The organism is Vibrio sp. AIC-3 (assembly GCF_013114515.1).
Lineage (GTDB): Bacteria > Pseudomonadota > Gammaproteobacteria > Enterobacterales > Vibrionaceae > Vibrio > Vibrio crassostreae_C.
In genome coordinates, this window is the sequence record NZ_VTXG01000030.1 from 12,488 (window position 1) to 39,355 (window position 26,868).

The following is a 26,868-nucleotide window of genomic DNA, read 5'->3' on the forward strand; positions in this document are numbered from 1 at the left end:
TTTTAATGATTATAAATAAGCGAGAGTAAGGTTAACTATTCATATATATATTGGGTAAGAAATCTGGCTTTCTTATACCTTTTTAGCTCAATCAAACTTTTTAGCTTTACGAAGTAAGAACTTATTTTTTTTTCAATTCAATCTATCGCAATGATAATTCGAATATTATTAAGGTTCAAAAATAGAAAAAGCCTGCATTTATTGAAAATGCAGGCTCCATATAGCACTTGATTATAAAGGTTCTATTATTAGAACTATTCCGTCTAAAGCGACAATCTTAATTTCGGTGCCAGATGGAATATCTTGACTGGCCTTTGCTGACCAAGAAGAGTCACCGAACTTAATTCGACAGCTACCTTTCTTTACGTCTTCACTTAAAATAACGGTTTGACCTACCAATTGCTTTTCTCTTTGGTTTAACTCTCGCCCTGCATCCGATTGCTTGTCATTCGAGAGTTGTCTTCTCCACCACAACCAAGTGGTAATAAGAGAGAAGCTAGCAAAGGACAGCCATTGCATCTGCCAACCAATTGGTAATGCTCCTAATAGGGCACCGACCAGCATGGCAGATATGCCTATCCATAAAAAGTAACCAGCGGTTCCAATTAGCTCAAGCGCTAACAATGCTAGACCAAAAGCTAACCAATGCCAGTGGTTTACTTGTTCTAGTAATTCGACCATAAGTTAGTCCTTACTACCTTTGTCATTCTTATGTGCAAACATCTCCGCGATACCCGCTACAGAACCCATAAGGCCAGTTGCTTCGAGTGGTAGCATGATGATCTTGCCGTTTTCAGCTTGGCCTATAGATTTCAATGCGTCGGTGTAACCTTGTGCAATGAAGTAATTGACCGCTTGCATGTCACCTTGAGCAATTGCCGTTGATACCATTTCTGTCGCTTTAGCTTCTGCTTCTGCGGCACGCTCACGGGCTTCTGCTTGCAATATTGCCGCTTGCTTCTCACCTTCTGCTTTCAGGATCTCTGATTGCTTGTGGCCTTCTGCTTTCAAGATCTCAGCTTGTCGTACACCTTCTGCTTCTAAGATATCAGCACGTTTATTACGCTCGGCTTTCATCTGGGCATTCATCGCAGCAGTAAGGTCTGCTGGTGGCTGTACGTCTTTAATTTCGATACGGGTGACTTTTACGCCCCAAGGGTTTGTCGCTTCATCAACGATGTTCAGTAGCTTGGTATTGATCATGTCACGCTGACTCAGCATCTCATCCAGTTCCATCGAGCCAAGCACAGTACGGATATTGGTGAGGGTTAAGTTACGGATCGCATGTTCAAGGTCATTCACTTCATAAGCTGCCTTAGGCGCGTCGATAACTTGAACAAAACAAACCGCATCGATAACCACATTTGCATTATCTTTGGAGATGACTTCTTGTGCTGGGATGTCGAGAACACGCTCCATCATGCTGATGCGCTGTCCAACTTTATCAATAAATGGAATGATTAAGTTAAGACCCGGTTTAAGGGTGTGTGTGTATCGCCCGAAGCGTTCAACGGTCCAGTTGTTGCCTTGTGGAACGGTTTTTACGCCAGCGAAGATAAATAACAGTGCGACGGCAGTAAAGACGCCGATAGTAATCAAGGTATCAATAGGCATACAAAATCCTTTGCAAGTTTGAGTTTTTGATAGTTCAGTATTGATACTGGCTCATATTTAAATTCTGAGCAAATTTATAAACGAGAAATGGGCCATAAAATATTGATTTTATGGCCCATTTTACATTCTATTATGCGATAAACTAATTGATTGAATTGTCAATTTTCGATGTTTAATCTACGGCTTTTTAGGTTTAACTAGTAAAGCAGAGAGTACAGTTGTCGACGGTACTTACTGGCAACTGGGTTACCTTGTCCAAGCGCACTCAAGATGTCCATGAACTCTTTCTTCATGTCACCATCGAGAGCATTAAGATCTTTGGCTAGGAAAGACCATAATAGATCCATAGCTTCTTCACTGCGGTTCACTTGGTGATATTGCAATGCTAATTCAGATGCTGTTTTAGCGTCGCTCGGATTTTGCTGAAGAGCTGCTTCTAATGCTTGTATTTCAGGGCTGTCTGCTGCTTGTTTATGAAGTTCAAGCTTTGCAACTAAGCCTTTGTAGTAGTTGTCTTGGTACTCAAGAGGGATAGTTGCTAGCTGAGTTTCAGCAAGGTCAAATTGTTGCGTTTCTAACAAACACTCTGCGATCGCCAGTTTTACTTCACCTTTATTCGTCAGCTCTGCTGGAAGTTGCTGCATTGCTGCTAGTGCCTGTGTGTGCTCGCCAGCTTGCATTTGCTCAAGAGCCTGACGCAAAGCAAGTTCATCTTGGCTAGGAAGGTGTTTGCTGAGCATATCGACAATAGCTTCTATGCTTTGAGGGCCACCGAGCCCATCGACTGGCTGACCATTAACAAACAGTGCAATAGTGGGCAGTGCTTGAACACCAAACTGGCTAGCAATAGCTTGCTCTTGTTCGCAATTGAGCAGGGCTAAGGTGAAGGCACCGTTGTATTGCTGAGTTAAAGTTTGCAGTTCAGGAATGACTTGGGCGCTCTCTTGGCTCATTGGTGCCCAAAAATGGATGAGTACAGGGGTCTGCATCGAACCTTCTAATACTTGACGAAAGTTCTGCTCATTAAGTTCAACAATATGCGGAGATTGCATTTACGTTCCTTGAGGTTTGTTTTGTGGATACGTTGCAAATATGGGGGGGTTAGTCGGTAACTTCAAGATCTAACTCGGTTATCTCGGATAAAAAGAACCAAAAATAGAAAAACGCTATGCTTCGATGTTGATATAATTGTTATCTCAACATGGAAGGCATAGCGTTATCATCGAGGTAGTCAGTGAGGCGTTGCGTGAGATACTCAAAACAGAATAAACAACGTGATCGCCAGACCCACACCTACCCAATTAAGGCGGTTTAAAGTCATGAGATTTCCAGAGTAGAACCATCAATTGGGAATAACTGATGGGATAGGATAATCATGACATCTTATTGTTACGGAAAAATTACATCGTTACATTAAAGTTTGCGACTCTGCATTCAAAGTTAGTAATTTATGCAGCTTTTCTCAAAATAGGGTCTAGCAAGCGACTCGGTAGAATCCTTTTCAATACCGCGAACACTTTAGTCGGGGTCGTAACTCGGTATCTTAGCTTGGGTTTGTCGGCGGTGAGAGCATGGAATACCGGCTCAATACAACTTTCTGGAGGCAGGACAAAAGCGTTATTCGATGATTCTTTTTCGAGTCGATCTTTTTGTTGTTGGTAAGCGTCTTGGTGGGCGCTGCCAGAAATGTTGATCCATTTATTGAACGCTTTCAAGGCATTGGTTCTAAATTGAGTCTCAATTGGCCCTGGTTGCAGTAATGAGATCTGTATACCGCTGCCATGCAGTTCTAATCGTAAGGTATCTGTCCAACCCTCAATCGCGAATTTAGAAGCATTATAAGCACCACGATACTTCATGGCTGCAAAACCTAATACGGAACTGTTTTGTACGATTCGACCTTCGCCACGCTCGCGCATGTGCGGAAGGATCTGACAGACGAGATGATGCCAACCAAAGAAGTTGGTTTCGAATTGTTCTCTGAGTCCTTGGGTCGGTAAGTCTTCTAGTGCCCCTGCTTGACCGTAAGCACCGTTATTGAATAATCCATACAATCCATTAGGTGCGAGATCAATAGCAAGCTTGGCGCCATGCTCAATACTTTCTTGGTTGGAAAGATCTAATTGAATACAGGTGAGGCCTTCATCTTGAAGGCGTTGAACATCTTGTGGATCACGACAAGATGCAATGACATGAAAACCACGCTTTTGAAGTGCATGAGCACATGTATAGCCAATACCTGTTGAGCAACCGGTAATTAGAATCGACTTGTTCACACTTAATCCTTTATTAGAGTCTCTATCGCTCTAGGGTAAAGAATTAGTCTTGATGTTGTAACAAGTTTTTTAGTGCTGGCTCGATTCTTGAGTAACTAAAGATGAATCCCATCTCAGTGAGTTTCTTCGGCTTGGAGCGAATGCTGTCAAATAGCAAACAAGATGATTCCCCCATGAGAATCGACATTGCCCATTTCGGCGTGAATAAGAAATGCGGTCTGCCTAATTGTTTCGCTAACGTGCTGCTGAACAGTTTGTTGGTCACAGGGTGAGGGGCACACATATTGAATTCCCCTTGAGCGTGGGGGAGTGACAACAAGTGATTGATGGCTCTCACCATATCGAGAATGTGAATCCATGGCATGTACTGCTCACCTGAACCTATTGGACCACCGACGCCGAGTTTATAAGGCAATAGCATCTTCTTGAGTGCGCCGCCATTCTCGCCAAGTACAACCCCTGTTCGCAGTAGTATCACGCGTGTGCTTTCTGATTGTGCTCTCTTGGCTATCTCTTCCCAGTGGGCACAGACTTTATGAGGAAAGCTTTCATCTTCTACTTGCAGTGACTCGTCAAACGGGTGCTGCTGTTGATCGCCATAGTAACCCACGGCTGAACCGCTAATAAAAGCGTGTGGCGGGTTGCTACTGGCATGAATTAATTCGACCAGCTTTTCAGTGATGTGCCAGCGGCTGTTACAGATCCTCTCTTTTTGTTCTGTACTCCAACGCTTATCGGCAATCGGCTCACCCGCGAGGTTGACCACCACATTAAAGTCATTGAGATCACTGAGCTCATCAAGGGATTGAATGTAATGAAGGTTGTTCTGGTTGAGGTGATTTAGGTTTTGCTTGGCATTTTCAGGACTCCGCGTCAGCAATGTCACGTCGTCAGTGTTCCAACTCTTGACCAATTCAGAGCCAATAAATCCAGTACCACCCGTTAACAATATCTTCATACCAATCTCCCTATTAAACATAATTATAGACATGGCTTGTTTTTAGTCGCCAATCAATACGAAAAAATCACTATAACGATCATAAGGTTTCAATCGTGTGATGCCCAAATTACGCCTTTTTCAATTTACAAAGGAGTGAAATTAAATTCATCAAGTCAGGATGTGTACCGTCATCACACTTATGCACTTTACTCGGATATGTTACCAACTGCGTAATATTTGTCACATAAGCAATGATAAGGATTTGCCATGATTATTATTAATTCATAATCAGCGACAAGGAATTGCGATGACGGCGGTGCTTGCTTTGTTTCGATCCATGTTAGGTAGCCTGAGGGATCTATTGCCAATCGTGGCGGTAATCGCTTTCTTCCAGCTTGCTGTCTTACAAGAGCCACTTCCTCATCTTTTATCTATTCTGACTGGCTTAGTGCTCGTCGTTTTTGGACTCACTTTCTTTATCTTTGGCCTTGAAATGGGGTTGTTTCCAATTGGCGAATCGATGGCTCAAGCATTTGCCAGAAAGGGGAGTGTGTTCTGGTTATTGATCTTCGCTTTTTGTTTGGGTTTTGGTACCACCATAGCCGAGCCAGCGTTAACCGCAGTCGCTGCCGAAGCCGCAGAAGTGGCAGCTGAGGGAGGTGTAATCCCCAATACGTTAGATGAAATGGAGCAGTATGCCAATGGCCTGCGCTTTACTGTGGCACTGTCAGTCGGTATCGCTATTTTACTCGGTGTGCTGAGAATCTTAAAAGGTTGGCCAATCCAGTACATGATCATCGGTGGATATATTGGAGTGGTCGTGCTCACTGCATTTGCTCCGGAAAACATCATTGGAATTGCGTATGACTCTGGTGGAGTAACGACATCGACGATCACCGTCCCATTAGTAACTGCGTTAGGGGTGGGTTTAGCCTCGGCAATTAAAGGGCGTAATCCGATGATAGATGGTTTTGGGTTGATCGCGTTTGCTTCGTTGCTGCCGATGATGTTTGTCATGGTGTACGGGATGGTGGTGACATGATCAGTGTTCAACAATTTATCGACACCTTTCTCGGCACTGTGATGGATGTGATCCCGATTGCGATCATCATCTTCGGTTTTCAGTTGGCGGTATTACGAAAGCCAGTCAATAACCTAGCCAAAGTGCTGATCGGTTTCTTCTACGTCATTCTTGGCTTATCACTCTTTTTGATGGGATTGGAGCTCGCGTTATTCCCTCTAGGGGAGACGATGGCAATGCAACTCACCGAGCCAAGCTTTTTGACTGAGTTTAAGATCAGTTCTGGTCTTGCTTTGGTTTGGTTTGATTATTACTGGGTTTACCTGTTTGCGTTTTGTATTGGTTTCAGCACCACGATAGCCGAGCCCTCTTTGATTGCTGTAGCGATTAAGGCGAACCAAGTTTCCGGTGGCAGTATCAGCGTCAATGGGCTGAGGATCGCCGTGGCATTGGGCGTTGCTATCGGTATCTCACTGGGCAGCTACCGTATCGTTGCGGGTGACCCGATCCACTACTACATCATTTTTGGTTATGTCGTCGTGGTCATTCAAACCTTTTACGCCCCAAAACTCATTATTCCATTGGCCTACGATTCGGGTGGCGTCACTACATCAACGGTGACAGTCCCTTTAGTGACGGCGCTCGGGCTTGGACTCGCTTCAACCGTACCAGGAAGAAACCCTGTTATTGATGGCTTTGGGTTGATCGCCTTTGCCAGCTTATTTCCCATCATTTCAGTGATGGGCTATGCCCAAATAACACAATGGTTAAACCGTTTACACACCTCTAAGGAGAGCAAAGATGCGCTTTAAACTTATCTTAGCGTTTGTAGAAGAGAGCAAGACCGACACTGTGCTCGATGCCGCGCGTGATGCGGGCGCGACTGGAGCAACGGTGATTAACAACGCCAGAGGGCAAGGCTTAAACCAAAAAACCACCTTCTTTGGCCTAACGCTAGAGGTACAAAAAGATGTGTTGCTGTTTGTGGTTGAGGAACACTTAGCGAGGCATATTCTTGAAACTATTGGCGAAGTCGGTGAGTTTGACCAGGAGTCAGGACAAGGTATAGCGGTGCAGATCGATATCGAAGACGCAGTCGGGGTTGCGCATCAAGTCGAGACGTTAACAAAGGTTGTGGAGGATGAGCTATGAGTACCAGTGAAAAGATCCGAGTAGGCGATGTCATGGCCAATACGTATGTGATTATCGATGGGCTAACCACGGTGTTAGAAGCGATAGAGATGGCTAAAAAGCACAAAGTGAAGGCAATCATTGTCGATAAACGCCACGAAGATGACGAATACGGCATCGTATTGATGAATGACATTGCCAAGAAAGTACTGGCTAAGAACCGATCTCCAAAGCGAACCAATGTTTATGAGATCATGACCAAGCCAGCGCTAAGCGTGTCTGCTGAGATGAACGTAAAGTATTGCGCTCGCCTGTTTGAACGCTTTGGTATCAGTCGTGCGCCAGTAGTTCGTGATAACAAGATAGTCGGTATGGTTAGTTACAATAATATCGTGATCAATAGTATGGCGAGAGATGACGTGTAGCATTTAGATACGTACAATAGGCTCATAAATTTTATGGAGAAGTACGTGTGAAATTATTTTTTGCTTCAGACCTACACGGTTCGCTGCCAGCAACAGAAAAGGTATTAGAACTCTACCAAGCATCTGGTGCGCAATATTTAGTTCTATTGGGTGACATTCTGAATCATGGACCAAGAAATCCGATTCCAGAAGGATACAACCCGCCGGCGGTTGCAGATAAGTTGAATGCGTTTTCTCAAGAGATCATTGCCGTTCGTGGTAACTGCGATAGCGAAGTGGATCAGATGTTGTTGTCTTTTCCAATGATGATGGATTACTCGTGGGTGCTATTAGAATCAGGCCAGCGTATCTTCCTAACGCATGGCCATTTGTACAACACCAATAAACGCCCTGCGTTGAAGGCGGGCGATATCATTGCACACGGTCATACCCATATTCCTGTCGCCGAATACCAAGATGACATCTTTATCTTTAACCCTAGCTCGGTGACATTCCCACGAGAGGGACACGCGGCAAGCTATGGCATCTATGAAAACAATACCTTCAAAGTCATTAGCCTTGAAGGTGATGTTCTCGTGAGTGGTCAGCTTTAAATCATTGGATCGGCTGTGAAAGGCTTATTTTGAGTCCACGTGGCCGAGATCTCTGTCTGGAGCAATGATGTTTCGTACTCTTTGCTTCAGAACTTTCGCCTCTGGAAAACCGTCATCTGCTTTTCTTTCCCAAATCTGCACACCATTACAAAAGATTTCGAACCTGCCTCCTGTGTCTGGGTGTAAGCTCACTTGTTCAATTTCTTCGCTGAAGGTATGCAGTAGCTCTTGGCATAACCAACTAGAGCGAAGCATCCAATTGCATTGACGGCAATAGTGTATCGCGATTGTGGCTTTTGTTGCTGTCTCTTTCGCTGGCGCCAGATTAGGTTGTTCCGTTTTCATGGTTAATCCTTAAAATGCTACATCCGTAATTTGATACCAACGGCTAACAAAAAAGGGGCTTCATGCCCCTTTTTTCTATTGGTTTACCGTTTCATGGTATTCAGCTATTCATAAACAGTAAATAGCGATCCAATCTTAGTTTGAAAACAATACGGTAGAACCATGATTTAAGCTAGTCAGTAGCAGTGCCTTCGGGTTAACAATATCTATGCGGCGGCTTTGCTCTGCGTCCATCTTAATGACTTGAGTGATCAGCTCTAGCTGTTCTTCTGAAAAGTCTTGGCGCTGAGCCGAGGTCACATCTTTAAACTCCGTTGGCGAAACCAGTAAGTAGTTATCGTTAATATCCCACTGACCCGTTTCAGAGATGTTGATGACATTCGCAGGCTCAGTTTGATTACCGTAAAGTCTAACCACTGACATTCTTAAATATGTACCATTTGGTAGGTATTTCGCATTCGATGATAGTTCAACTCTACGAAGTGGGCCTATTGAGTCAGCTTGCTTGTTATCGCTAATCAGCGTCACCATTCTCGACTGCCATTCATGCTGAGTGAGTAAGCGCTCTACTTTTGCATCGCTGCTCCAATATAACCAACCGCTCAAAAATGCCGATAGAACCAGTAAGATAATCGATACTTTTAATTTCATGTTACTTACCACCGTTACAAATGTCGTTTACATCCGACTGGTTTGCGTAAATTCTTAGGGTTACATTTTCGCTCGAGTAATCTTGCGGGTGAATGTAATTGAGGGCAAGGTTATTGGTTTGTCCTCCTGTAGCGATCACTTCAACCGGCTTTAACACACCAGTGTGACTCGTGTTGTAACTTAACACACACTTTTCTATTGCTGGCAGCCAACTGCTGAGGTCTGGGTGGTTAACCGGTGATTGAACCTTTACACCATCCACTTCAGTCAAAACCGTGAACTCGGACTCCACCGGGGTAGTAAACGTTAAAACGAGAATCGGCATGATGAAAGCGGCAAGCAGTAACCAAAATGTTAACCATTTATTGGTGCTTTTAGCCGGAGCTACAACAGGAGCGGTTGCTGGTTCTACTGCCACTTTAGTTTGTTGAACTTTTGTAATTGGCTCAGGTTCAAATGTGTCAGTGATTGCTTGTTCAGTCGCTGCCGGCGTTGCAAACGTTAGGATAGGTTCAACGTCATTTTCTGCAATTTCAGCGGCTACTGGCTGATCATTTGATGACAGTGGCGCAGAGCGCTCAACGGTCGCAATAAATTGGTAACCGCGCTTCGGTACTGTCTTTACGAATTCAGGAGATTTAGTCGAGTCTTTGAGCATCTTTCTCAGAGTCGATACGGCTTGCGTTAAGCTTGAGTCATCCACCTCAAAGCCTTGGTCTCGCCAAACATACTCATGCAATTCATTACGAGTGATAACTTCATTAGGCCTTTCTGACAGCATCAAGAGAATGCGGCTTTCATTGCTACCAAGACGTACGACTTCACCGTCGCTCATTTGATCGACAAGTGAATTGCTGTTTGGGTCGAATACGAACCGTTGTGCGAGAATAAACTTTGTGCCGATATTACTCATTGAATTCTTCTATTTTGGATTGTTTTGGGGGGCGAAATAGACAAATCTCAGGTGAAGTTCCGTTAATTCTTCACCAAATCATGGCTTATTTTATGTTCTTTTATATTTATCAGGCTCAAGGATAATAAAAACAGATAAAAAAAACAGTGTTTTTATGATTTTTGACCTTGAATTTACATTTGTCATCCTCATGTTAATGAACAGAAGAGTGGCATCAAGTGTTACGCCCCTATGATTATTCAACATAAAGTATAGATGTTTTGGAGTAAAAATGAGCGAAACGGCAACGCAAAATAAAGAGACTCGTGGCTTTCAATCTGAAGTAAAACAACTACTTCATCTAATGATTCACTCACTGTATTCAAATAAAGAAATCTTTCTACGTGAGCTGATCTCTAACGCATCTGACGCGGCTGATAAGCTTCGTTTTCAAGCTCTATCGAACGGTGACCTTTACCAAGGTGATGCAGATCTAGGTGTAAAACTTTCTTTCAACGCGGAAGCAAACACGTTAACCATTTCTGATAACGGTATCGGTATGAGCCGCGACAACGTTATTGAGCATTTAGGTACGATTGCTAAGTCAGGCACTGCAGACTTTTTCTCAAAGCTGTCTGAAGACCAAAGCAAAGACTCTCAACTGATTGGTCAATTTGGTGTGGGTTTCTATTCTGCATTCATCGTCGCAGACGCGGTAACGGTTCGCACACGTGCAGCTGGCCTACCGAACAATGAAGCTGTTCAGTGGCACTCTGCAGGTGAAGGCGATTACACAATCGAAGACATCACTAAAGAGTCTCGTGGTACTGACATCGTTCTGCACATGCGTGAAGACGGTAAAGAGTTCTTAAATGAGTGGCGTCTGCGTGAAGTGATTGGTAAATATTCTGACCACATCGGTATTCCTGTTTCTATCTTAACTGCGGTTAAAGATGACGAAGGTAAAGACACCGAAGAGAAACATTGGGAACAGATTAACAAAGCTCAAGCGCTTTGGACTCGTAACAAGTCAGACATTGAGAAAGAAGAGTACCAAGAGTTTTACAAACATGTATCTCACGACTTTGCTGATCCACTAACCTGGAGCCACAACAAGGTTGAAGGTAAGAACGATTACACAAGCCTGCTTTACATCCCAGCAAAAGCACCTTGGGATATGATGAACCGTGACCACAAGAGCGGCTTGAAACTTTATGTACAGCGTGTATTCATCATGGATGACGCAGAGCAGTTCATGCCATCTTACATGCGTTTCGTACGCGGTCTGATTGACTCAAACGATCTACCACTGAACGTATCGCGTGAAATCCTTCAAGATAACAAGGTTACTCAGTCTCTTCGTGGTGCATGTACTAAGCGTGTACTTACAATGCTTGAGCGCATGGCGAAAAATGACAACGAAAAGTACCTAGAATTCTGGAAAGAGTTTGGCCTTGTAATGAAAGAAGGCCCAGCGGAAGACATGGCAAACAAAGAGAAGATCGCAGGTCTTCTTCGTTTCGCGTCTACAGAAGTTGATTCTGCAGACCAGACAATCAGCCTAGCATCTTACGTTGAGCGTATGAAAGAAGGCCAAGATAAGATTTACTACCTAACAGCAGATAGCTACGCAGCAGCTAAAAACAGCCCGCACTTGGAGCAGTTTAAAGCAAAAGGTATTGAAGTGGTGCTGATGTACGATCGCATCGATGAGTACGTAATGAACTACTTAACCGATTTCGACGGCAAACAGTTCCAATCGATCACAAAGGCTGGCTTAGATCTAAGCAAGTTTGAAGGTGAAGAAGAGAAAGAGAAGCAAAAAGAGACAGAAGAAGAGTTCAAATCTGTTGTAGAGCGCACTCAATCTTACCTAGGTGGTCGTGTTAAAGAAGTTCGTACGACCTTCAAGCTAGCAACAACACCTGCGGTTGTTGTGACTGACGACTTCGAAATGGGCACGCAAATGGCGAAGCTTCTTGAAGCTGCGGGTCAAGCGGCACCGGAAGTGAAGTACATCTTCGAGATTAACCCTGAGCACGCACTGGTTAAACAGATGGCTGACGAAGCAGACGAGCAAGCGTTTGGTCGTTGGGTTGAGTTGCTACTAGGTCAAGCGATGCTGGCTGAAAAGGGCTCAATGGAAGATCCGTCACAATTCTTGGGTGCAATCAACGAGCTACTAACAAAGCGTTAGTCTTTCGACTTTAGGTTAAGCCAACAATTACAATAAAAAGCTCGCAAATGCGGGCTTTTTTTTATGAACGTCGTTGAAAATTGACCTAACGTGGTCAACGTCACCGTTATCGTCACAACAAATGTTGTCGATGCATTCTTTAGTCGTAAATTCAGCCAAATTGAATATTAATGTGATAGAATGCTCGACCTAATCAGCTGGGGCTAAGAAGCGACTATCTCCAGTTGTATGATTTTTAAACGTTATACCGAAACTTACCGTTTTGCTTCTGTTCACAGTTTTGCTTAGCCTCAATGGTTACTTAACGCTTTCTGTTCATCCTAAAAATGAGCAAGAATGGAGGGATAGTGAGCTTCGGTATAAATCATAATTTTATAAGAGGATTAAACATGCGCATCATTCTTCTAGGTGCTCCTGGCGCGGGTAAAGGTACTCAAGCTAACTTCATCATGAACAAATTTGGTATCCCTCAAATTTCAACTGGTGACATGCTACGTGCTGCTATCAAAGCGGGTACTGAGCTTGGTAAGCAAGCAAAATCAGTAATCGACGCTGGTCAGCTAGTTTCTGATGAAATTATCCTTGGTCTTATCAAAGAGCGTATCGCTCAAGATGACTGTGAGAAAGGTTTCCTACTAGACGGTTTCCCACGCACAATCCCACAAGCTGATGGCCTAAAAGAAATGGGCATCGCTGTTGATTACGTTGTTGAATTTGACGTAGCTGACGATGTGATTGTTGAGCGTATGGCTGGTCGTCGTGCTCACCTTCCTTCTGGTCGTACATACCACACTGTGTACAATCCGCCTAAAGAAGAAGGTAAAGATGACGTAACGGGTGAAGACCTAGTGGTACGTGATGACGACAAAGAAGAAACAGTTCGTGCACGTCTAGGTGTATACCACGATCAAACAGCTCCGCTAATCTCTTACTACGGTAAAGAAGCTGAAGCAGGCAACACTCAGTACCTTAAGTTTGATGGTACTAAGCAAGTTGCTGAAGTTAGTGCAGAACTTGAGAAAGCACTAGCATAATTGGCTAACAGCCAGTTTTAGAATTTGATATATTGGAAGCGACCTTAAGGGTCGCTTTTTTTGTTTCAATTTTTAGTACGATACCAATCTAGATAATTTGATTGCACATGATTCAGAACGGTTCAGACCCGATGGCAGTGGCTAGCAATTGAGAGTGGATGTTGTGTATCTCATATGAAGAGTGATTATTCAGACTTTCATTGAGGCGCAATGATCTTAAACTTATGCAGATTAGTATATTACTTTCCAGAAAATCACATATTGGTCTCAGGTATCTATGGAAAATAATAAAAAGCAGGGTGTTTTACTGGTGAACTTAGGAACTCCAGATTCGGCGACCCCCGCTGGCGTTCGTCGATTTTTGAGTGAATTCTTACACGACAAGCGAGTTGTAAACCTAACGCGTTGGCTTTGGTGTCCTATATTACATGGGGTGATTTTACCGATTCGCTCGCCTAAAGTTGCTAAGCTGTATCAGTCTGTCTGGATGGATGAAGGCTCACCACTGCTTGTGTACTCTCAAAGACAAGCTGAAAAGCTCCAGAAGAAGCTAGAGATGCCTGTTGCACTGGGTATGACCTATGGCAACCCAAGCCTAAAGACTGGTGTTGAGCAACTGATGGAGCAGGGCGTTGAGGACATCATCGTACTGCCCTTATATCCGCAGTACTCTGGTACAACCACAGCGGCGGTTTCTGATGGTTTAACCAAAGCCTTTAAGCAGATGCCAGTTATCCCGAGCTATCGCTTTATTCGCGACTACTACGCGCACCCAAGCTATGCCAAAGCATTGGCTGAAAGCGTCCGCAGTCATTGGGATAAAAATGGCAGAGCCGATCATTTAGTGTGTTCTTTCCACGGTATTCCGAAGCGACTGGCTGATGAAGGCGATATCTACCCTCAGCATTGTGAAGCGACAACAAAGCTGCTTGCGGCAGAGTTAGGTTTGTCAGCGGACGATATCACCATGACATACCAATCGCGATTTGGTCGAGAAGAGTGGTTGAAGCCATACACTGACGAGACACTTGAATCACTGCCGAGTAAAGGCATCAAGAAGATCGACATTATGGCACCTGCCTTTTCGGTTGACTGTTTGGAAACGTTGGAAGAGATTTCAGACCAGTGTAAAGAGACTTTCATTGACGCTGGTGGTTCGGACTTTAGCTACATTATGTGTCTGAACGACAGAGATTCGCACATCGATATGATGGCAGAGTTAGTGGCGCTTCATCGCTAACTGATATGGCGATTGAATAGATAACAAAAGGGCTGCTCATTGAGCAGCCCTTTTTGATCTTGATGTTTCTTCTTGAAATCGATCTAGCTATTAAGCGACCGAAGTTTCTGCTTTTGGTTCTGCTTCAAGCGTCATGTTGGTTTCTACACCATGCATCCATGATACAAGCTTACCAGCACAAAGCAGCAGTAATATGGCACTCACCGTTGCTGTGATAGCAATACCACTGAAGATTGACATAGCACCAAGCTCACCAACGTGAGAACCGACCAGGCCTGCCACGTAGTTTGCCACCGCATTGAAGCCAAACCATGCACCCATCATCAATGATGCTAGGCGAAGCGGAGCTAACTTAGTGACCAACGACAGGCCAATAGGCGATAGACAAAGCTCACCAAGGGTATGGAAGAAGAAAGCACCGACTAGCCATAGCATTGATGTTTTCACGGTTAGGTCACCGCCTTGCTCCATTACCGCGCCCATCATGCACACAAAGCCCAGTGCTAAGAAGAACAATGCCATTGCAAACTTAACAGGAGAGTTGGGTTCACGCTTACCCAGTTTCACCCAGAACGCAGCAATGATTGGAGCAAGTGTAATGATGAAGAATGGGTTCAAAGATTGGAACCACGCAGCAGGAACTTCAAAGCCACCAATCATACGGTCAGTATATTGTTGAGTGTAGATGTTCATTAGGCCGCCAGCTTGTTCAAAGCCCGCCCAGAAAACAATCACGAACAGACCCATGATAAGAATCACTTTTAGTCTGTCGAACTCTTCTTTGGTCAGTGGCGCTTTTTCTTTAGAATTGTTTAGTGCTTTCGCTCTTGCAGCAGCAGGTACAGAACCGATGTTGCCCAACCAAGACTGGGCCATTGTCACTTGCATGATCAAGCTAATAACCATACCAATACCAGCGGCTAGGAAACCTGCTTTCCAACCGAATGAATCGACAGCAGCACCTGAAATTAAGCCACCAAGCAGCGCACCTAAGTTGATGCCCATGTAGAAAATGGTGAAAGCACCGTCACGGCGGTTATCGCCTTCTTGGTACAGATCGCCAACCATGGTTGAGATGTTCGGCTTAAACATACCGTTACCACTGATTAGCAGTGCTAAACCAAGGTACAGCGCGTTCACTTGGTCTAAACCGATGAAGCCGTTAGGTAGAGCCAGTGTAAATTGGCCAAGTGCCATTAATACACCGCCAATCAGAATTGATTTACGCTGACCTAGGTAGTTATCGGCAATCCAGCCACCAATTAATGGTGTGATGTAGACTAAACCGGTGTAAATACCGTAGAGATCGAGTGCGTCTTTCGTTGACCAACCCAGTCCACCGTTGAGGGTAGTGTCAGTCAAAAATAAGACAAGGATGGCGCGCATCGCATAGTAAGAGAAACGTTCCCATAGCTCTGTGCTAAAAAGTAGAAATAGGCCTCTAGGGTGGCCAAAGATGTTGTGGTTGCTTGGCATAAGTTTTACTAATTTTAGGTATTAAAAGATTTTATAGTCATTCATGTATACACAGTGGGATAAAAGTCTGCAATAGACGTATTTTATGGTTACGACAACTTGGTTTAGCTAAGGTATTGATATTAATCATCTTTACTTTTAATGTTGCCCATTTTAAGTGTGCTGCAAACTAATTTTCCAGATTTGAGCTGGTTGGTTAATAACCTTTATTAAAGTCGTGTTGAATAAAAATCTTTAGATGCATTGCTCTGGTGTATCATTTTGAGTTTAAAGGGAGTGGTGTGCTCATTAGGTGGGGTATACATATGCTTACAACAATGAGTCTTTTGATCTCTAAATGATCTCTGTACAATGCTTAACCACTCCGACACCTATAACTTTTTGTTGATAAATTGGTCTGCTACGCATTATTTTTCGTTAGCAACGATTCATTTTATTAATGGCGATTCAACCGTTTTAGGCATGTGGTAAAATATCTAAAAATATAAAATGGCTAGTTAAATGAAACGTTGGTATTTGCTTTACTGTAAGCGTGGTGATCAAAAACGCGCTCAGCAGCACTTAGAGAATCAGGGGGTAGAGTGCTTTTACCCTCAAATAGAAGTCAAAAAGGTGGTGAGAGGGAAAGAAAAGCAGGTCAAAGAACCGCTGTTTCCGTCTTACATCTTTGTTCGCTTCGATTATGAGCAAGGTCCTAGCTTCACGACCGTTCGTTCAACACGTGGCGTTGTGGACTTTATTAAGTTCGGTTCACTGCCGCACGAGGTCCAAGGAGACTTGGTGTTTGAACTTAAAGAGTTTGAGAAGTGCTGCAGTAACGAAGTGGAAGATTGTTGTGTTGAGTTTGAATCTGGACAGGTAGTCAAGATTCAGAGTGGCCAGTTTGCCGGGGTTGAAGCTATTTTCGATCAGAAAGACGGTGAGGCTCGATCGATTATGCTGGTGAAAATGATCAGCCAAGTCGTTCCAATTAGTATTGAGAACGAAGCACTACAAGCTCGCGCATAACTGTAGTAATAAAAAATAGGCTTAAAACAAAAGGCGCATAATGCGCCTTTTTTAGTCTTTAGGATTTGTTCAAAACGCTCTAAGCGTTGTAAGCATCGTTGTGAACGGCTTGTACTGCACGGCCTGATGGGTCGACACAGTTTTTGAATGACTCATCCCACTCAATCGCTTTCGCTGATGAACAAGCAACTGAAGGACCACCAGGTACACACTCTGCCGCAGATTCTAGAGGGAATAGCTCCTCAAAGATTTCACGGTAAGCATAACCTTCTTTGGTTGTTGGCGTGTTGTAAGGGAAACGGAACTTAGCAGCTTCCATTTGTTGATCCGTTACTTTTGCTTCAGCCGTTGCTTTTAATGTATCAATCCAATCGTAGCCAACACCATCAGAGAACTGCTCTTTTTGACGCCATGCGATTGAATCTGGTAGGTAGTCTTCAAAACACTCACGCAAGATGTGCTTCTCCATCTTACCGTTACCACACATCTTGTCTTCAGGGTTTAGACGCATTGCGACATCGATGAACTCTTTATCCAAGAATGGTACACGGCCTTCAACACCCCATGCCGCTAGCGATTTGTTTGCACGAGCACAGTCGAACATGCTTAGAGCAAGTAGCTTACGTACTGTCTCTTCGTGGAACTCTTTCGCGTTTGGCGCTTTATGGAAGTACAGGTAACCACCAAAGATCTCATCAGCACCTTCGCCAGACAATACCATTTTGATACCCATTGCTTTGATCTTACGAGCAAGCAAGTACATTGGCGTTGATGCACGAATCGTCGTTACATCATAAGTCTCGATGTGGTAGATAACATCACGGATGGCATCTAAGCCTTCCTGAATGGTGTAAGTCATCTCGTGGTGCACAGTACCGATCTTGTCCGCAACTTCACGAGCAGCGATAAGGTCTGGTGCGCCTTCAAGGCCAACAGCGAATGAGTGCAGTTGTGGCCACCAAGCTTCAGATTGCTCATCATCTTCGATACGCATTGCAGCAAAGCGTTTTGCGACGGCTGAAGTAATTGATGAATCAAGGCCGCCAGATAGAAGTACACCGTAAGGAACGTCAGTCATTAGCTGACGTTTAACTGCTGCTTCTAGCGCTTCAGTCAGTTCTTCTTTGCTTGTGCTGTTGCCTTGTACCGCAGCGTACTCGTTCCAATCTCGGATGTAGTAGCGTTGAGGTTCTGCATCTTTCGAAGAGTAGAAGCTACCAGGAGGGAATTCACTGATCGTCTTACATACTTCAACCAATGCTTTCATCTCTGAAGCCACGTAGTAGTTACCGTGCTCATCGTAACCTTGGTAAAGCGGGATAATACCAATATGGTCGCGGCCCACTAGGTACTCGTCTTTCTCTTCGTCGTATAAAACGAATGCGAAAATACCGTTAAGCTCTTCTAGAAGGTCTGCACCCATCTCTTGGTATAGCGCTAGGATAACTTCACAGTCAGAATCGGTCTGGAACTGGTACTTATCTTCATAGCGTGCACGAAGTTCTTTGTGGTTATAAATTTCACCGTTTACTGCAAGAATGTGCTTTTTGTCTTGACTGTATAGTGGTTGAGCACCACTGTTCAAGCCAACAATAGCAAGACGTTCATGAGCAAGGATTGCTTTTTCACCAGCATAGATACCAGACCAGTCTGGGCCACGGTGACGAAGCTTCTTAGACATTTCTAAAGCAATAGGGCGAAGTGCTGCGGCATCACTTTTAATGTCGAGAATGCCAAATACTGAACACATAGAACTTCCTTTTAAATAATTTCCAAATCAACTGCATTCAATTTGCCATTCTGGCTAAAAAAAGCAACCGGATGTGAGCAAAAAAATAATATAAAGGGTGTTCTGTTAGAAATTATCTAATTTTTATGTGCTTTTGGTGTGTGATGTTTAATTGCGGTTGGTTTTTTAAACAAAAACCTCTCAAAAGTGCGAAAAATAGGCAGTTTTGAGAGGTTTAGTTGAACACTGTCTAATACTAGATTTTATTGATATTTGGATTTAACTGTTCGCAAACGTGGCGAGCAAAACCACTACCAGCCTCGCTGTAAATGTTAAATGCCGCATCAACGCCATTCTCTTTCAGTGTTTCGAGTTGATCGGGATATTCAGCAATAGCCGCAATTTGGCCTTTAAAGTTACGTGACTTTAATTGTTCTAAAGCGGTTTGATTACCTTGGTGGTGAGGCATTGCCAAAATCACCAGCTTTACGTTTGCTGTATCTAGAATTCGCTCCCAGAAATCTGGGTCAGTCGCGTCGCCAGAAATCACGTTTCTGCCTTGGCTTCTGTGGTTGTGCGCGGCTTCTTCACGCACTTCTACACCTAGGCTGACCTTGCCATAGCGAGTACGTAATTCGTCATAAGCACCGGTACCAATTCGGCCCATACCTAGAATAAGCACTTGGGCACGACCAGGGTCAATTCGCTTATCACGTCGGTGAAGCTTTTCTGACGCATGCTCTTTTAGCCATTTACCTGACTGCTGATAAAGCTTATGACCAGCTCGGTTTAAAGGAGCAGCGATTAGAAAAGACAGTGAAACTGCAATGGCAACGGCAACTAAGATATCACCCGACATCCAACCCATCTTGAAGGCGAGACCACCAACGATGAGGCCAAACTCGCTATAGTTAAACAGTGATAGCGAGGCAAGTAGAGACGTTCGAACACGGAACTTGAAGCGGTTGAGTACCAAGAAGTAGAGAACACCTTTCACTGGCAGCATCAGCAAGAACAAGATTGCGAGCATAAAGCCTTGAATGGTTGGTTGCTCTGACAGACCAATATTCAAGAAGAAACAGACAAGGAAAAGTTCTTTAAGGTTAAACAGCGACTTTGATAATTCTGAGGCTTTTGGGTGACCAGCAAGTAACATACCTAGAACAAGAGCCCCCAAATCTGGTTTCACACCAACCAAATGGAATAAACCAGCACCGACGACTAATGCGAAGAAGATGCCGGAAAGAACCAGCATCTCACCGTGACCAACCCAATCGAGCACTTTGTAGAACAGTGGGCGTAATAAGGGGAGGGCAAACAGAGCAATTGCATACCACTCAGGTATTTTGCCCGTAGAAGCCGTTAAGAATACTACGGCGAAGATATCCTGCATGACCAAGATACCAATCGCTAACGTTCCGTAGGTCGCATTCATTTCGCCTTTCTCTTGCAGAGTCTTAACCGCAAATACAGTACTAGAGAATGAAAGAGCAAAACCGAGCAGAACGATCTGTTCTACCGACATGGCAGCTAGCGATGAAATACCTAAGAACTTAAAGCCAAACAGGGCGACGGCGAAAAACAGAGTGGACAAAAGGTTGTGGATTGTCGCGCCAGCCCAGATCTCTTTAGAGAGTAGGGTTTTGATATCGAGCTTTAAGCCGATAGTAAATAGAAGCAGCGTGACACCAAGGTCAGCTAAAGTAATGATGGTGTCATTGGTTTCAAAGCCAAAGGCAAAAAGCCCAAAGCCTGCAACCAAAAAACCAACTAATGGGGGAAGGTGACACTTTAAAGCAATAAATCCTGCGATAAACGCAGTGGATATTAATATAAGTTCCATAACTTGTTGTTGTAGTTCCCTAGCTTAAAAAAACGGGCCGTGTTTATACAAACACGGCCCGCGGAAAATCAGAATTGTTTTCTCTAGTCTTCGAGAAGCTTCTGCAGTAACACGCCGTTAAGCATGGCGCGCTTAATCATAGCAAAAGCTCCCATCGTAGGATGTTTATCGATCTGTGATGCTACAATAGGCAGGCCGCTATGGAAAGTCGTTAACGACTGATTCTCTACATTGCGCTTAATTGCAGGAAAAACAATCTCTTGTGCCTTGGTAATATCACCAGCAATGATAACTTTTTGAGGGTTAAATAAGTTAATCGTCATCGCGATAGCCTTACCTAACTGGTTTCCTACTCGAACTAAGCTTTGCTTGGCTAGCTCATCACCATTAATCGCGTGGTCACAAACGTCTTGAATCGTAATATGCTCAAGCTCTGTTAAAGAAGACTCATAGCCTTGTTTAATCAGCTTCTGCACGCGTTCAACGATAGCTGGGTTTGCCGCTACTGTTTCAAGACAGCCGAAGTTACCACATTGGCATTGCTCGCCTAGCGGATCAATTTGGATATGACCAATTTCACCCACATTACGGTTATGACCTAGGAAAACCTGACCATTAACGATAATACCTGCACCTGTACCACGGTGAACACTGACCAAAATAGAATCTTGGCTATCTTTACTTGCACCGAAGTAGTGCTCAGCAAGCGCCATTCCACGAACATCGTTACCAACAAAACAAGCAACATGGAATGTATCGCGAATAATGTCGCTTAATGCGAGGTTATCGATGTCGGTATTCGGCATGTACTCAACAACACCGGTCGTTGGGTTAACCAAGCCTGGAAGCGTGACACCAATAGCAATCAGTTGATCGATCTTTGGTTGATGCTCAGCAATGAAAGCTTTGAGGTTATTGACCAAGCCTTGGGTAAGGTCTGATTGGTCTGAATAATTCAGGTCTTGCTGTTGGAAAGCCAATTCACGACCACCAAGGTCATGCAGGCTTATTTGAATGTAGTCTCGACCCAAACGCACAGCAACAGAATGAAAAGGCTCTACTTCTGTGGTTAGGGAGATAGCGCGTCTACCGCCAGTAGACGCTTGCTGCGCAACCTCTTTAATTAGGCCGCGCTCTAAAAGTTGGCGGGTAATTTTTGTAACACTTGCCGGTGCGAGTTGGCTTACATCAGCCACTTGTATACGACTGATAGGCCCCTGTTGGTCTATAAGTCGGTATACCGCCGCACTGTTTAGTTGTTTAACTAAGTCTACGTTACCTATTTGTCCGCCATTCATACTTAATTGTGCTCGTATTGTCCGTTAACAACAGTCGCTTTAACGTTAAAGTCTCGGTCAAATACAGCTAGGTTTGCAACCATGCCTTTTTTGATTCGACCTAGCTTGCTTTCTACACCGATAGCCGTAGCTGGGTATAGCGTAGCCATGCGAAGAGCTTCGTCTAAAGCGATACCAGCGTGCTCAACTGTATTCTGAACTGCTTCAATCATAGTCAGAGCTGAGCCGCCCAGTGTGCCGTTTTCATCAACACACTTACCATCACGGTAATATACTTTCTTACCGACAAAAATAAAGTATTCCATGTCAGCACCTGCAGGAGCTGTGGCATCCGTCACTAATACCAACTTTTCTCCCTTGATTTTATGCGCAATTCTGATGTTTGCGTAATCAACGTGGAAGCCGTCGGCAATAATGCCAGCGTAAACCTCAGGAGTATCGTAAATCGCGCCAACAACGCCAGGCTCACGACCAACCATCGGCGTCATTGCATTGAACAGGTGAGTGGCGAACGTGATACCAGATTCGAAACCTTGACGCGCTTCTGCGTAAGTTGCGTTGGTGTGGCCGATAGAAACGACAACGCCAGCTTTGTGCAGGCGTTCGATGTGTTCAGGGTCGTTAAGCTCTGGAGCCAATGTTACTTTTGCAACAAGGTCACGGTTCTCACAGATAAGCTCAATCATTTCGTTGTCAGATTTACGAATGTGATCGACGCTATGGATGCCTTTTTTCGCAACGTTTAGGTAAGGGCCTTCAAGGTGCAGACCTAAAGATTGGTTTTGGTACTGGTTATGGTATTCACGAGCTGCCGTAATAACCGCACGCATATCTTCGTCTGAAGAGGTGATAAGCGTTGGTAGGAAGCTAGTACAGCCAGATTTCAGGTTTGCTTTGTGCATGATCTGCATGGTTTCTGCAGTGATCTCATCGTTAAGCATTACACCGCCACAACCATTCAGTTGTAGGTCAATGAAACCTGGGCTTAGGTTTGCTCCGTCTAGGTCGCGAAGCTCGATTCCTTCTGGCAATTCAGAGATAGGACAGACTTTTTTGATCAGTTCGTTTTCGATTACAACAGCATGATCGGTTAGAACATCACTACCAGTGTAAATTTTACAGTTACTTAGCGCGTACATAGTCAGCTAATCCTTATTTCGTGAGATCTTTTAAATTCGTTCGTTACCTAAATGCGGACTTAGTTTGCGAGCATCATTTACGTAACGATTTATCTTTTATGGGCAAACGGCTTCAAAATGAGAAGCGATTTAAGTTGTTGAAAAATATATGAACAATTGATTTTTATTATACATTTAGGTCCATCAATAATGATTATTCACGGTGCTCTATAAGCCCGGAGTTACCATCTTTTTGCCTAATGATTAGATTTGGATTTTATCCATAAATGTCCATTTTTTTGAATGATAAAATAAGTTTTATGATCTCGCTAGCAAAAACCTCTGGATTTGGTAAAAACTGGTGATTAGGATCACAAATGGTAAGGTTTTAATTTGCGGGGCAAAATTAATTGAATACACTGAATAGGACTAAATTGAGCGACTAAAATAAGTTTCTCAAACGAATTCTAAAAAATCCTATAGGGGGAAACAACTGGTGAATATTCTAGGATATGCGCAGAAGCTTGGTAAGGCGTTAATGCTACCAATCGCAACGCTTCCGATTGCGGCATTGCTGCTACGTCTGGGTCAACCAGACTTACTCGATATCGCATTCATGGCATCTGCTGGTAACGCAATCTTCAGTCAACTACCATTATTGTTTGGTTTGGGTATAGCTATTGGTCTTTCTAAAGACGGTAACGGCGCAGCAGGTCTTGCTGGTGCAGTTGCTTACTTTGTTCTGACAGCAACCGCAACAAACATCGATGCTAGTGTAAATATGTCATTCTTCGGCGGTATCTTTGCAGGTATCATCGCAGGTCACTCTTACAATGCATTCCACGCGACTCGTCTTCCAGAGTGGCTAGCATTCTTCTCTGGCAAACGTCTAGTTCCTATTATGGCTGGTCTATTTGCTCTAGTTGCTGGCGCAATCTTTGGTGTTGTATGGCCTGCTGTTCAATCTGGTCTAGATGCACTTGCTCACGCAGTTTCAACGTCTGGCGCTATCGGTCAATTTGTTTACGGTACTCTTAACCGTGCACTTATCCCAGTAGGTCTACACCATGTACTGAACTCGTACTTCTGGTTCGGTATGGGCTCTTGTCAAGAGATCGTAGTTGCTGCAGAAGGCTTCTCTCAACTTTGTGTTGACCCAGCACTAGCTAAAACTTTAGTTGTTGGTCAAGAGTACACATTTGAATTTGCTAACTCAGTTAACCCAGAAATTGTTGCAACTGTTAAAGAAGTAACTGAAACAGTTAAATCTGGCGACCTACACCGTTTCTTCGGCGGCGATAAAGGCGCTGGCGTATTCATGAACGGTTTCTTCCCAGTAATGATGTTCGGTCTACCAGGTGCTGCACTTGCAATGTACCTAGCTGCTCCTGCTGAAAAACGTAGCCAAGTTGGTGGTGCACTATTCTCAGTTGCATTCTGTTCATTCCTAACAGGTATCACAGAGCCGCTAGAATTCATGTTCGTATTCCTAGCTCCTGCTCTATACGCAATGCACGCTGTATTTACAGGTTTGTCTCTAGTAGTTGCTAACATGTTTGGTACTCTGCACGGTTTCGGTTTCTCTGCTGGTCTTATCGACTTCGTATTGAACTGGGGTCTAGCAACTAAACCATTCGTACTACTACTAATCGGTCTTGGCTTCGGTGCTCTATACTTCTTCACTTTCTCTTTCGCAATCCGCGCTTTCAACTTGAAATCGCCAGGTCGTGAAGATGATGACGAAGCTGTTGCAGCTCCTGCTGGCGAAGCACCAAAGGGCGACCTTGCACGTCAATACCTGAAAGCTCTAGGTGGTCACGACAACCTAACTTCAATCGACGCTTGTATCACTCGTCTACGTCTAACTCTTAAAGACCGCTCTGTTGCAGATGAAGTTGTTCTTAAGAAACTTGGTGCTAAAGGTGTGGTTAAACTAGGTGAAAACAACCTACAGGTTATCCTAGGCCCACTAGCTGAAATCGTAGCTGGCGAAATGAAAGCTATTGGTGCAGGCGAAGACCTATCTGATGTAAAACTTCCACAGTAAGGGAAGTACTTAATTAAGACGTAAAGTTACTCTTAAGTAAGTGTCAAATTGAAAGCCTCCCACACGGGAGGCTTTTTTGTGCCTGCAGTTTAAGACCAGCGAACACGGTTCGTTCTATTCTTCATCGAATAGCAGAAATAATCGCAATTAACGGACGGTTCTTATTGTGCAAAGGCTAAGAATTGTGGATGATTAGCAACAATGATCTTTCTATCTTTGACTGGCGCTATAAGCGACCGTTTTCTTGGGGACGAAAGATAACTTTCTCTGACAATACTAAATACATAGAGGTGCTATAGATGAGTGAAGCTGAGGCTCGTCCATCGAATTTCATTCGCCAAATTATTGATAAAGATTTAGCGGATGGTACACACAGTAGCGTGCATACTCGTTTCCCGCCGGAGCCAAATGGCTACCTGCACATTGGTCACGCTAAATCTATTTGCTTGAACTTTGGTATTGCTCAGGACTACCAGGGACAATGTAATCTTCGTTTCGATGATACAAACCCTGAAAAAGAAGACGTTGAATACGTTGAGTCAATTAAGAATGATGTAAGCTGGTTAGGCTTCGAATGGTCTGGTGATATTTGTTACTCATCAAACTACTTCGATACGCTTTACGCTTATGCTGTGGAATTAATTAATAAAGGCTTAGCGTATGTTGACGAGCTAAGTCCTGATCAAATCCGTGAGTACCGTGGCACGCTAAAAGAGCCTGGTAAAGCGAGCCCATACCGTGACCGCAGCCCTGAAGAGAACCTAGCGTTGTTTGAAAAAATGCGTGACGGTGGCTTTGAAGAAGGTAAAGCGTGTCTACGTGCTAAGATCGACATGAGCTCTTCGTTCATGGTTATGCGCGATCCTGTTATCTACCGTGTTCGTTTTGCTCACCACCATCAAACGGCTGACAAGTGGTGCATTTACCCAATGTACGACTTTACTCACTGTATCTCTGATGCGCTGGAAGGTATTACGCACTCTATCTGTACGCTTGAATTCCAAGATAACCGTCGTTTGTACGATTGGGTTCTAGATAACATCACGATTGACTGCCAACCTCGTCAGTACGAGTTTAGCCGCCTGAATCTTGAATATACAGTGATGTCTAAGCGTAAGTTGAACCAACTTGTGGTTGAAAACCTAGTTCAAGGTTGGGATGACCCACGCATGCCTACTATTTCTGGCCTACGTCGTCGTGGTTTTACTTCAAGCTCGATTCGTGAATTCTGTAAGCGTATTGGTGTAACTAAGCAAGAGAACATGATTGAGTTCGGTTCACTTGAATCTTGCATCCGTGATGATCTGAACGAAAATGCACCTCGTGCAATGGCTGTTCTGGATCCAGTTAAGATCGTTATCGAAAACTACGAAGCAGATACAGTAGAAACGTTAACGGTTGCAAATCACCCAAACAAGCCAGAAATGGGCACTCGTGAAGTACCATTTACACGTGAAGTTTGGATTGAGCGTGATGACTTCCGTGAAGAAGCAAACAAAAAGTACAAGCGTTTGGTTCTAGGTAAAGAAGTTCGCCTGCGTGGTGCTTACGTGATCAAAGCTGAACGTATCGAAAAAGATGCAGAAGGCAACATTACGACTATCTTCTGTTCTTACGACAATGAAACATTGGGTAAGAACCCTGCAGATGGCCGCAAAGTGAAAGGCGTTATCCACTGGGTATCTGCTGATAAAGCACTGCCTGCTGAGATTCGTTTGTACGATCGTCTATTCACAGTGCCAAACCCAGCCGCTGCTGATGACTTCGCTGCAACGCTAAACCCTGAATCACTTGTTACGCTAAATGGTTTTGTTGAACCTAGCTTAGCAGAAGGTGTGGCAGAGCAAGCGTACCAGTTTGAACGTACAGGTTACTTCTGTGTGGATTCGAAAGACTCTAAAGCAGATGCACTAGTCTTCAACCGCACGGTTGGTCTACGTGACACATGGGGTAAAACTGAAGCTTAATGCTTGAGTATTTAGTTTGTTAA

24 protein-coding genes are annotated in these 26,868 nt (G+C 44.1%); 11 read left to right on the top strand and 13 right to left on the bottom strand.

All coding sequences use genetic code 11. The annotated features are described in order from the left end of the window. Positions 1–231: 231 nt before the first annotated feature. From F0229_RS17720 to F0229_RS17740, 5 genes are all read right to left on the bottom strand, one after another. A complete protein-coding gene (locus F0229_RS17720) occupies positions 232–681 on the bottom strand; it encodes an NfeD family protein (protein ID WP_017061926.1) in 450 nt (149 codons plus the stop codon). Between the two features lie 3 nt (positions 682–684). Continuing rightward, positions 685–1,614 carry an SPFH domain-containing protein gene (locus F0229_RS17725; RefSeq protein ID WP_017063395.1) on the bottom strand — a complete coding sequence of 310 codons (930 nt, stop codon included), beginning with the start codon at positions 1,612–1,614 and terminating at the stop codon, positions 685–687. Positions 1,615–1,811: 197 nt separating this feature from the next. Then, positions 1,812–2,666, bottom strand: coding sequence for a co-chaperone YbbN (locus tag F0229_RS17730; RefSeq protein WP_017061924.1), 855 nt, complete (start codon positions 2,664–2,666; stop codon positions 1,812–1,814). Between the two features lie 396 nt (positions 2,667–3,062). Beyond that, positions 3,063–3,890, bottom strand: a complete 828-nt coding sequence (locus F0229_RS17735; protein ID WP_017061923.1) for an SDR family oxidoreductase — start codon at positions 3,888–3,890, stop codon at positions 3,063–3,065. Between the two features lie 43 nt (positions 3,891–3,933). Continuing rightward, complete coding sequence (locus tag F0229_RS17740; RefSeq protein WP_171733374.1) at positions 3,934–4,848, bottom strand: TIGR01777 family oxidoreductase; 915 nt, start codon at positions 4,846–4,848, stop codon at positions 3,934–3,936. 289 nt (positions 4,849–5,137) lie between these two features. Between F0229_RS17740 and F0229_RS17745 the strand changes: the two genes are divergently transcribed. From F0229_RS17745 to yfcE, 5 genes are read left to right on the top strand one after another with little or no spacing between them, the layout of a single operon-like run. Beyond that, complete coding sequence (locus tag F0229_RS17745; protein ID WP_017072437.1) at positions 5,138–5,872, top strand: DUF1538 domain-containing protein; 735 nt, start codon at positions 5,138–5,140, stop codon at positions 5,870–5,872. Continuing rightward, on the top strand, positions 5,869–6,663 hold the full coding sequence (locus tag F0229_RS17750) for a DUF1538 domain-containing protein (RefSeq protein ID WP_017066002.1): 795 nt from the start codon (positions 5,869–5,871) through the stop codon (positions 6,661–6,663). The genes F0229_RS17745 and F0229_RS17750 overlap by 4 nt, the downstream gene beginning before the upstream one ends. Further along, positions 6,653–7,003: a P-II family nitrogen regulator gene (locus F0229_RS17755; protein ID WP_017062207.1), complete on the top strand. Its 351-nt coding sequence runs from the start codon at positions 6,653–6,655 to the stop codon at positions 7,001–7,003. Before F0229_RS17750 ends, F0229_RS17755 begins: the two co-directional genes overlap by 11 nt. Beyond that, positions 7,000–7,407, top strand: coding sequence for a CBS domain-containing protein (locus F0229_RS17760; protein WP_171733375.1), 408 nt, complete (start codon positions 7,000–7,002; stop codon positions 7,405–7,407). The genes F0229_RS17755 and F0229_RS17760 overlap by 4 nt, the downstream gene beginning before the upstream one ends. Positions 7,408–7,454: 47 nt before the next feature. Continuing rightward, entirely contained in the window at positions 7,455–8,000 is a 546-nt protein-coding gene (gene yfcE, locus F0229_RS17765; protein ID WP_017068995.1) for a phosphodiesterase, read from the top strand. A 24-nt stretch (positions 8,001–8,024) separates the two neighbouring features. Here the strand turns inward: yfcE and F0229_RS17770 are convergent, their stop codons facing one another. The 3 genes from F0229_RS17770 to F0229_RS17780 all read right to left on the bottom strand — a co-directional run bounded on the left by F0229_RS17770 (position 8,025) and on the right by F0229_RS17780 (position 9,909). Further along, positions 8,025–8,345 (bottom strand): SelT/SelW/SelH family protein, encoded by a 321-nt coding sequence (locus F0229_RS17770; protein ID WP_017062204.1) that lies wholly within the window; start codon positions 8,343–8,345, stop codon positions 8,025–8,027. Between the two features lie 135 nt (positions 8,346–8,480). Then, a complete protein-coding gene (locus F0229_RS17775; protein ID WP_050653752.1) occupies positions 8,481–8,996 on the bottom strand; it encodes a regulatory protein ToxS in 516 nt (171 codons plus the stop codon). A 1-nt stretch (position 8,997) separates the two neighbouring features. Further along, positions 8,998–9,909 carry a transcriptional regulator gene (locus F0229_RS17780; RefSeq protein ID WP_171733376.1) on the bottom strand — a complete coding sequence of 304 codons (912 nt, stop codon included), beginning with the start codon at positions 9,907–9,909 and terminating at the stop codon, positions 8,998–9,000. Between the two features lie 271 nt (positions 9,910–10,180). On the opposite strand from F0229_RS17780, the gene htpG reads away from it, so the two are divergent. The 3 genes from htpG (at position 10,181) to hemH (ending at position 14,359) form a co-directional block, all read left to right on the top strand. After that, positions 10,181–12,085: a molecular chaperone HtpG gene (gene htpG, locus F0229_RS17785; protein ID WP_171733377.1), complete on the top strand. Its 1,905-nt coding sequence runs from the start codon at positions 10,181–10,183 to the stop codon at positions 12,083–12,085. Between the two features lie 389 nt (positions 12,086–12,474). Continuing rightward, a complete protein-coding gene (adk, locus tag F0229_RS17790; RefSeq protein ID WP_017062200.1) occupies positions 12,475–13,119 on the top strand; it encodes an adenylate kinase in 645 nt (214 codons plus the stop codon). Between the two features lie 277 nt (positions 13,120–13,396). Then, the gene (gene hemH, locus F0229_RS17795) at positions 13,397–14,359 is read left to right on the top strand and encodes a ferrochelatase (RefSeq protein ID WP_171733378.1); all 963 of its coding nucleotides are present in this window, start codon (positions 13,397–13,399) and stop codon (positions 14,357–14,359) included. A 90-nt stretch (positions 14,360–14,449) separates the two neighbouring features. On the opposite strand, the gene F0229_RS17800 is transcribed toward hemH, so the two are convergent. Then, positions 14,450–15,835: a peptide MFS transporter gene (locus F0229_RS17800; protein WP_171733379.1), complete on the bottom strand. Its 1,386-nt coding sequence runs from the start codon at positions 15,833–15,835 to the stop codon at positions 14,450–14,452. Between the two features lie 501 nt (positions 15,836–16,336). On the opposite strand from F0229_RS17800, the gene rfaH reads away from it, so the two are divergent. Further along, positions 16,337–16,843 (top strand): transcription/translation regulatory transformer protein RfaH, encoded by a 507-nt coding sequence (gene rfaH / locus F0229_RS17805; protein ID WP_017062197.1) that lies wholly within the window; start codon positions 16,337–16,339, stop codon positions 16,841–16,843. Between the two features lie 79 nt (positions 16,844–16,922). Here the strand turns inward: rfaH and asnB are convergent, their stop codons facing one another. From asnB to nagA, 4 genes are all read right to left on the bottom strand, one after another. Beyond that, entirely contained in the window at positions 16,923–18,593 is a 1,671-nt protein-coding gene (asnB, locus tag F0229_RS17810; RefSeq protein WP_017062196.1) for an asparagine synthase B, read from the bottom strand. Between the two features lie 235 nt (positions 18,594–18,828). After that, positions 18,829–20,415: a cation:proton antiporter family protein gene (locus F0229_RS17815; RefSeq protein WP_017062195.1), complete on the bottom strand. Its 1,587-nt coding sequence runs from the start codon at positions 20,413–20,415 to the stop codon at positions 18,829–18,831. Between the two features lie 83 nt (positions 20,416–20,498). After that, positions 20,499–21,713, bottom strand: coding sequence for an ROK family protein (locus tag F0229_RS17820; protein WP_017062194.1), 1,215 nt, complete (start codon positions 21,711–21,713; stop codon positions 20,499–20,501). A 2-nt stretch (positions 21,714–21,715) separates the two neighbouring features. Next, positions 21,716–22,852 carry an N-acetylglucosamine-6-phosphate deacetylase gene (nagA, locus tag F0229_RS17825; RefSeq protein WP_017062193.1) on the bottom strand — a complete coding sequence of 379 codons (1,137 nt, stop codon included), beginning with the start codon at positions 22,850–22,852 and terminating at the stop codon, positions 21,716–21,718. Between the two features lie 475 nt (positions 22,853–23,327). On the opposite strand from nagA, the gene nagE reads away from it, so the two are divergent. After that, complete coding sequence (gene nagE / locus F0229_RS17830; RefSeq protein WP_032545860.1) at positions 23,328–24,878, top strand: N-acetylglucosamine-specific PTS transporter subunit IIBC; 1,551 nt, start codon at positions 23,328–23,330, stop codon at positions 24,876–24,878. Between the two features lie 299 nt (positions 24,879–25,177). Next, positions 25,178–26,845 carry a glutamine--tRNA ligase gene (gene glnS, locus F0229_RS17835; RefSeq protein ID WP_017063407.1) on the top strand — a complete coding sequence of 556 codons (1,668 nt, stop codon included), beginning with the start codon at positions 25,178–25,180 and terminating at the stop codon, positions 26,843–26,845. Positions 26,846–26,868: the final 23 nt, after the last annotated feature.

Coding starts and splice junctions, on each gene's coding strand:
- htpG (WP_171733377.1), top strand. CDS start 10,181: ATGAGCGAAACGGCAACGCAAAATAAAGAGACTCGTGGCTTTCAATCT.
- F0229_RS17725 (WP_017063395.1), bottom strand. CDS start 1,614: ATGCCTATTGATACCTTGATTACTATCGGCGTCTTTACTGCCGTCGCA.
- F0229_RS17775 (WP_050653752.1), bottom strand. CDS start 8,996: ATGAAATTAAAAGTATCGATTATCTTACTGGTTCTATCGGCATTTTTG.
- F0229_RS17750 (WP_017066002.1), top strand. CDS start 5,869: ATGATCAGTGTTCAACAATTTATCGACACCTTTCTCGGCACTGTGATG.
- adk (WP_017062200.1), top strand. CDS start 12,475: ATGCGCATCATTCTTCTAGGTGCTCCTGGCGCGGGTAAAGGTACTCAA.
- F0229_RS17760 (WP_171733375.1), top strand. CDS start 7,000: ATGAGTACCAGTGAAAAGATCCGAGTAGGCGATGTCATGGCCAATACG.
- glnS (WP_017063407.1), top strand. CDS start 25,178: ATGAGTGAAGCTGAGGCTCGTCCATCGAATTTCATTCGCCAAATTATT.
- F0229_RS17800 (WP_171733379.1), bottom strand. CDS start 15,835: ATGCCAAGCAACCACAACATCTTTGGCCACCCTAGAGGCCTATTTCTA.
- F0229_RS17770 (WP_017062204.1), bottom strand. CDS start 8,345: ATGAAAACGGAACAACCTAATCTGGCGCCAGCGAAAGAGACAGCAACA.
- F0229_RS17780 (WP_171733376.1), bottom strand. CDS start 9,909: ATGAGTAATATCGGCACAAAGTTTATTCTCGCACAACGGTTCGTATTC.
- F0229_RS17730 (WP_017061924.1), bottom strand. CDS start 2,666: ATGCAATCTCCGCATATTGTTGAACTTAATGAGCAGAACTTTCGTCAA.
- F0229_RS17720 (WP_017061926.1), bottom strand. CDS start 681: ATGGTCGAATTACTAGAACAAGTAAACCACTGGCATTGGTTAGCTTTT.
- F0229_RS17815 (WP_017062195.1), bottom strand. CDS start 20,415: ATGGAACTTATATTAATATCCACTGCGTTTATCGCAGGATTTATTGCT.
- F0229_RS17755 (WP_017062207.1), top strand. CDS start 6,653: ATGCGCTTTAAACTTATCTTAGCGTTTGTAGAAGAGAGCAAGACCGAC.
- F0229_RS17820 (WP_017062194.1), bottom strand. CDS start 21,713: ATGAATGGCGGACAAATAGGTAACGTAGACTTAGTTAAACAACTAAAC.
- hemH (WP_171733378.1), top strand. CDS start 13,397: ATGGAAAATAATAAAAAGCAGGGTGTTTTACTGGTGAACTTAGGAACT.
- asnB (WP_017062196.1), bottom strand. CDS start 18,593: ATGTGTTCAGTATTTGGCATTCTCGACATTAAAAGTGATGCCGCAGCA.
- rfaH (WP_017062197.1), top strand. CDS start 16,337: ATGAAACGTTGGTATTTGCTTTACTGTAAGCGTGGTGATCAAAAACGC.
- F0229_RS17740 (WP_171733374.1), bottom strand. CDS start 4,848: ATGAAGATATTGTTAACGGGTGGTACTGGATTTATTGGCTCTGAATTG.
- F0229_RS17745 (WP_017072437.1), top strand. CDS start 5,138: ATGACGGCGGTGCTTGCTTTGTTTCGATCCATGTTAGGTAGCCTGAGG.
- nagA (WP_017062193.1), bottom strand. CDS start 22,852: ATGTACGCGCTAAGTAACTGTAAAATTTACACTGGTAGTGATGTTCTA.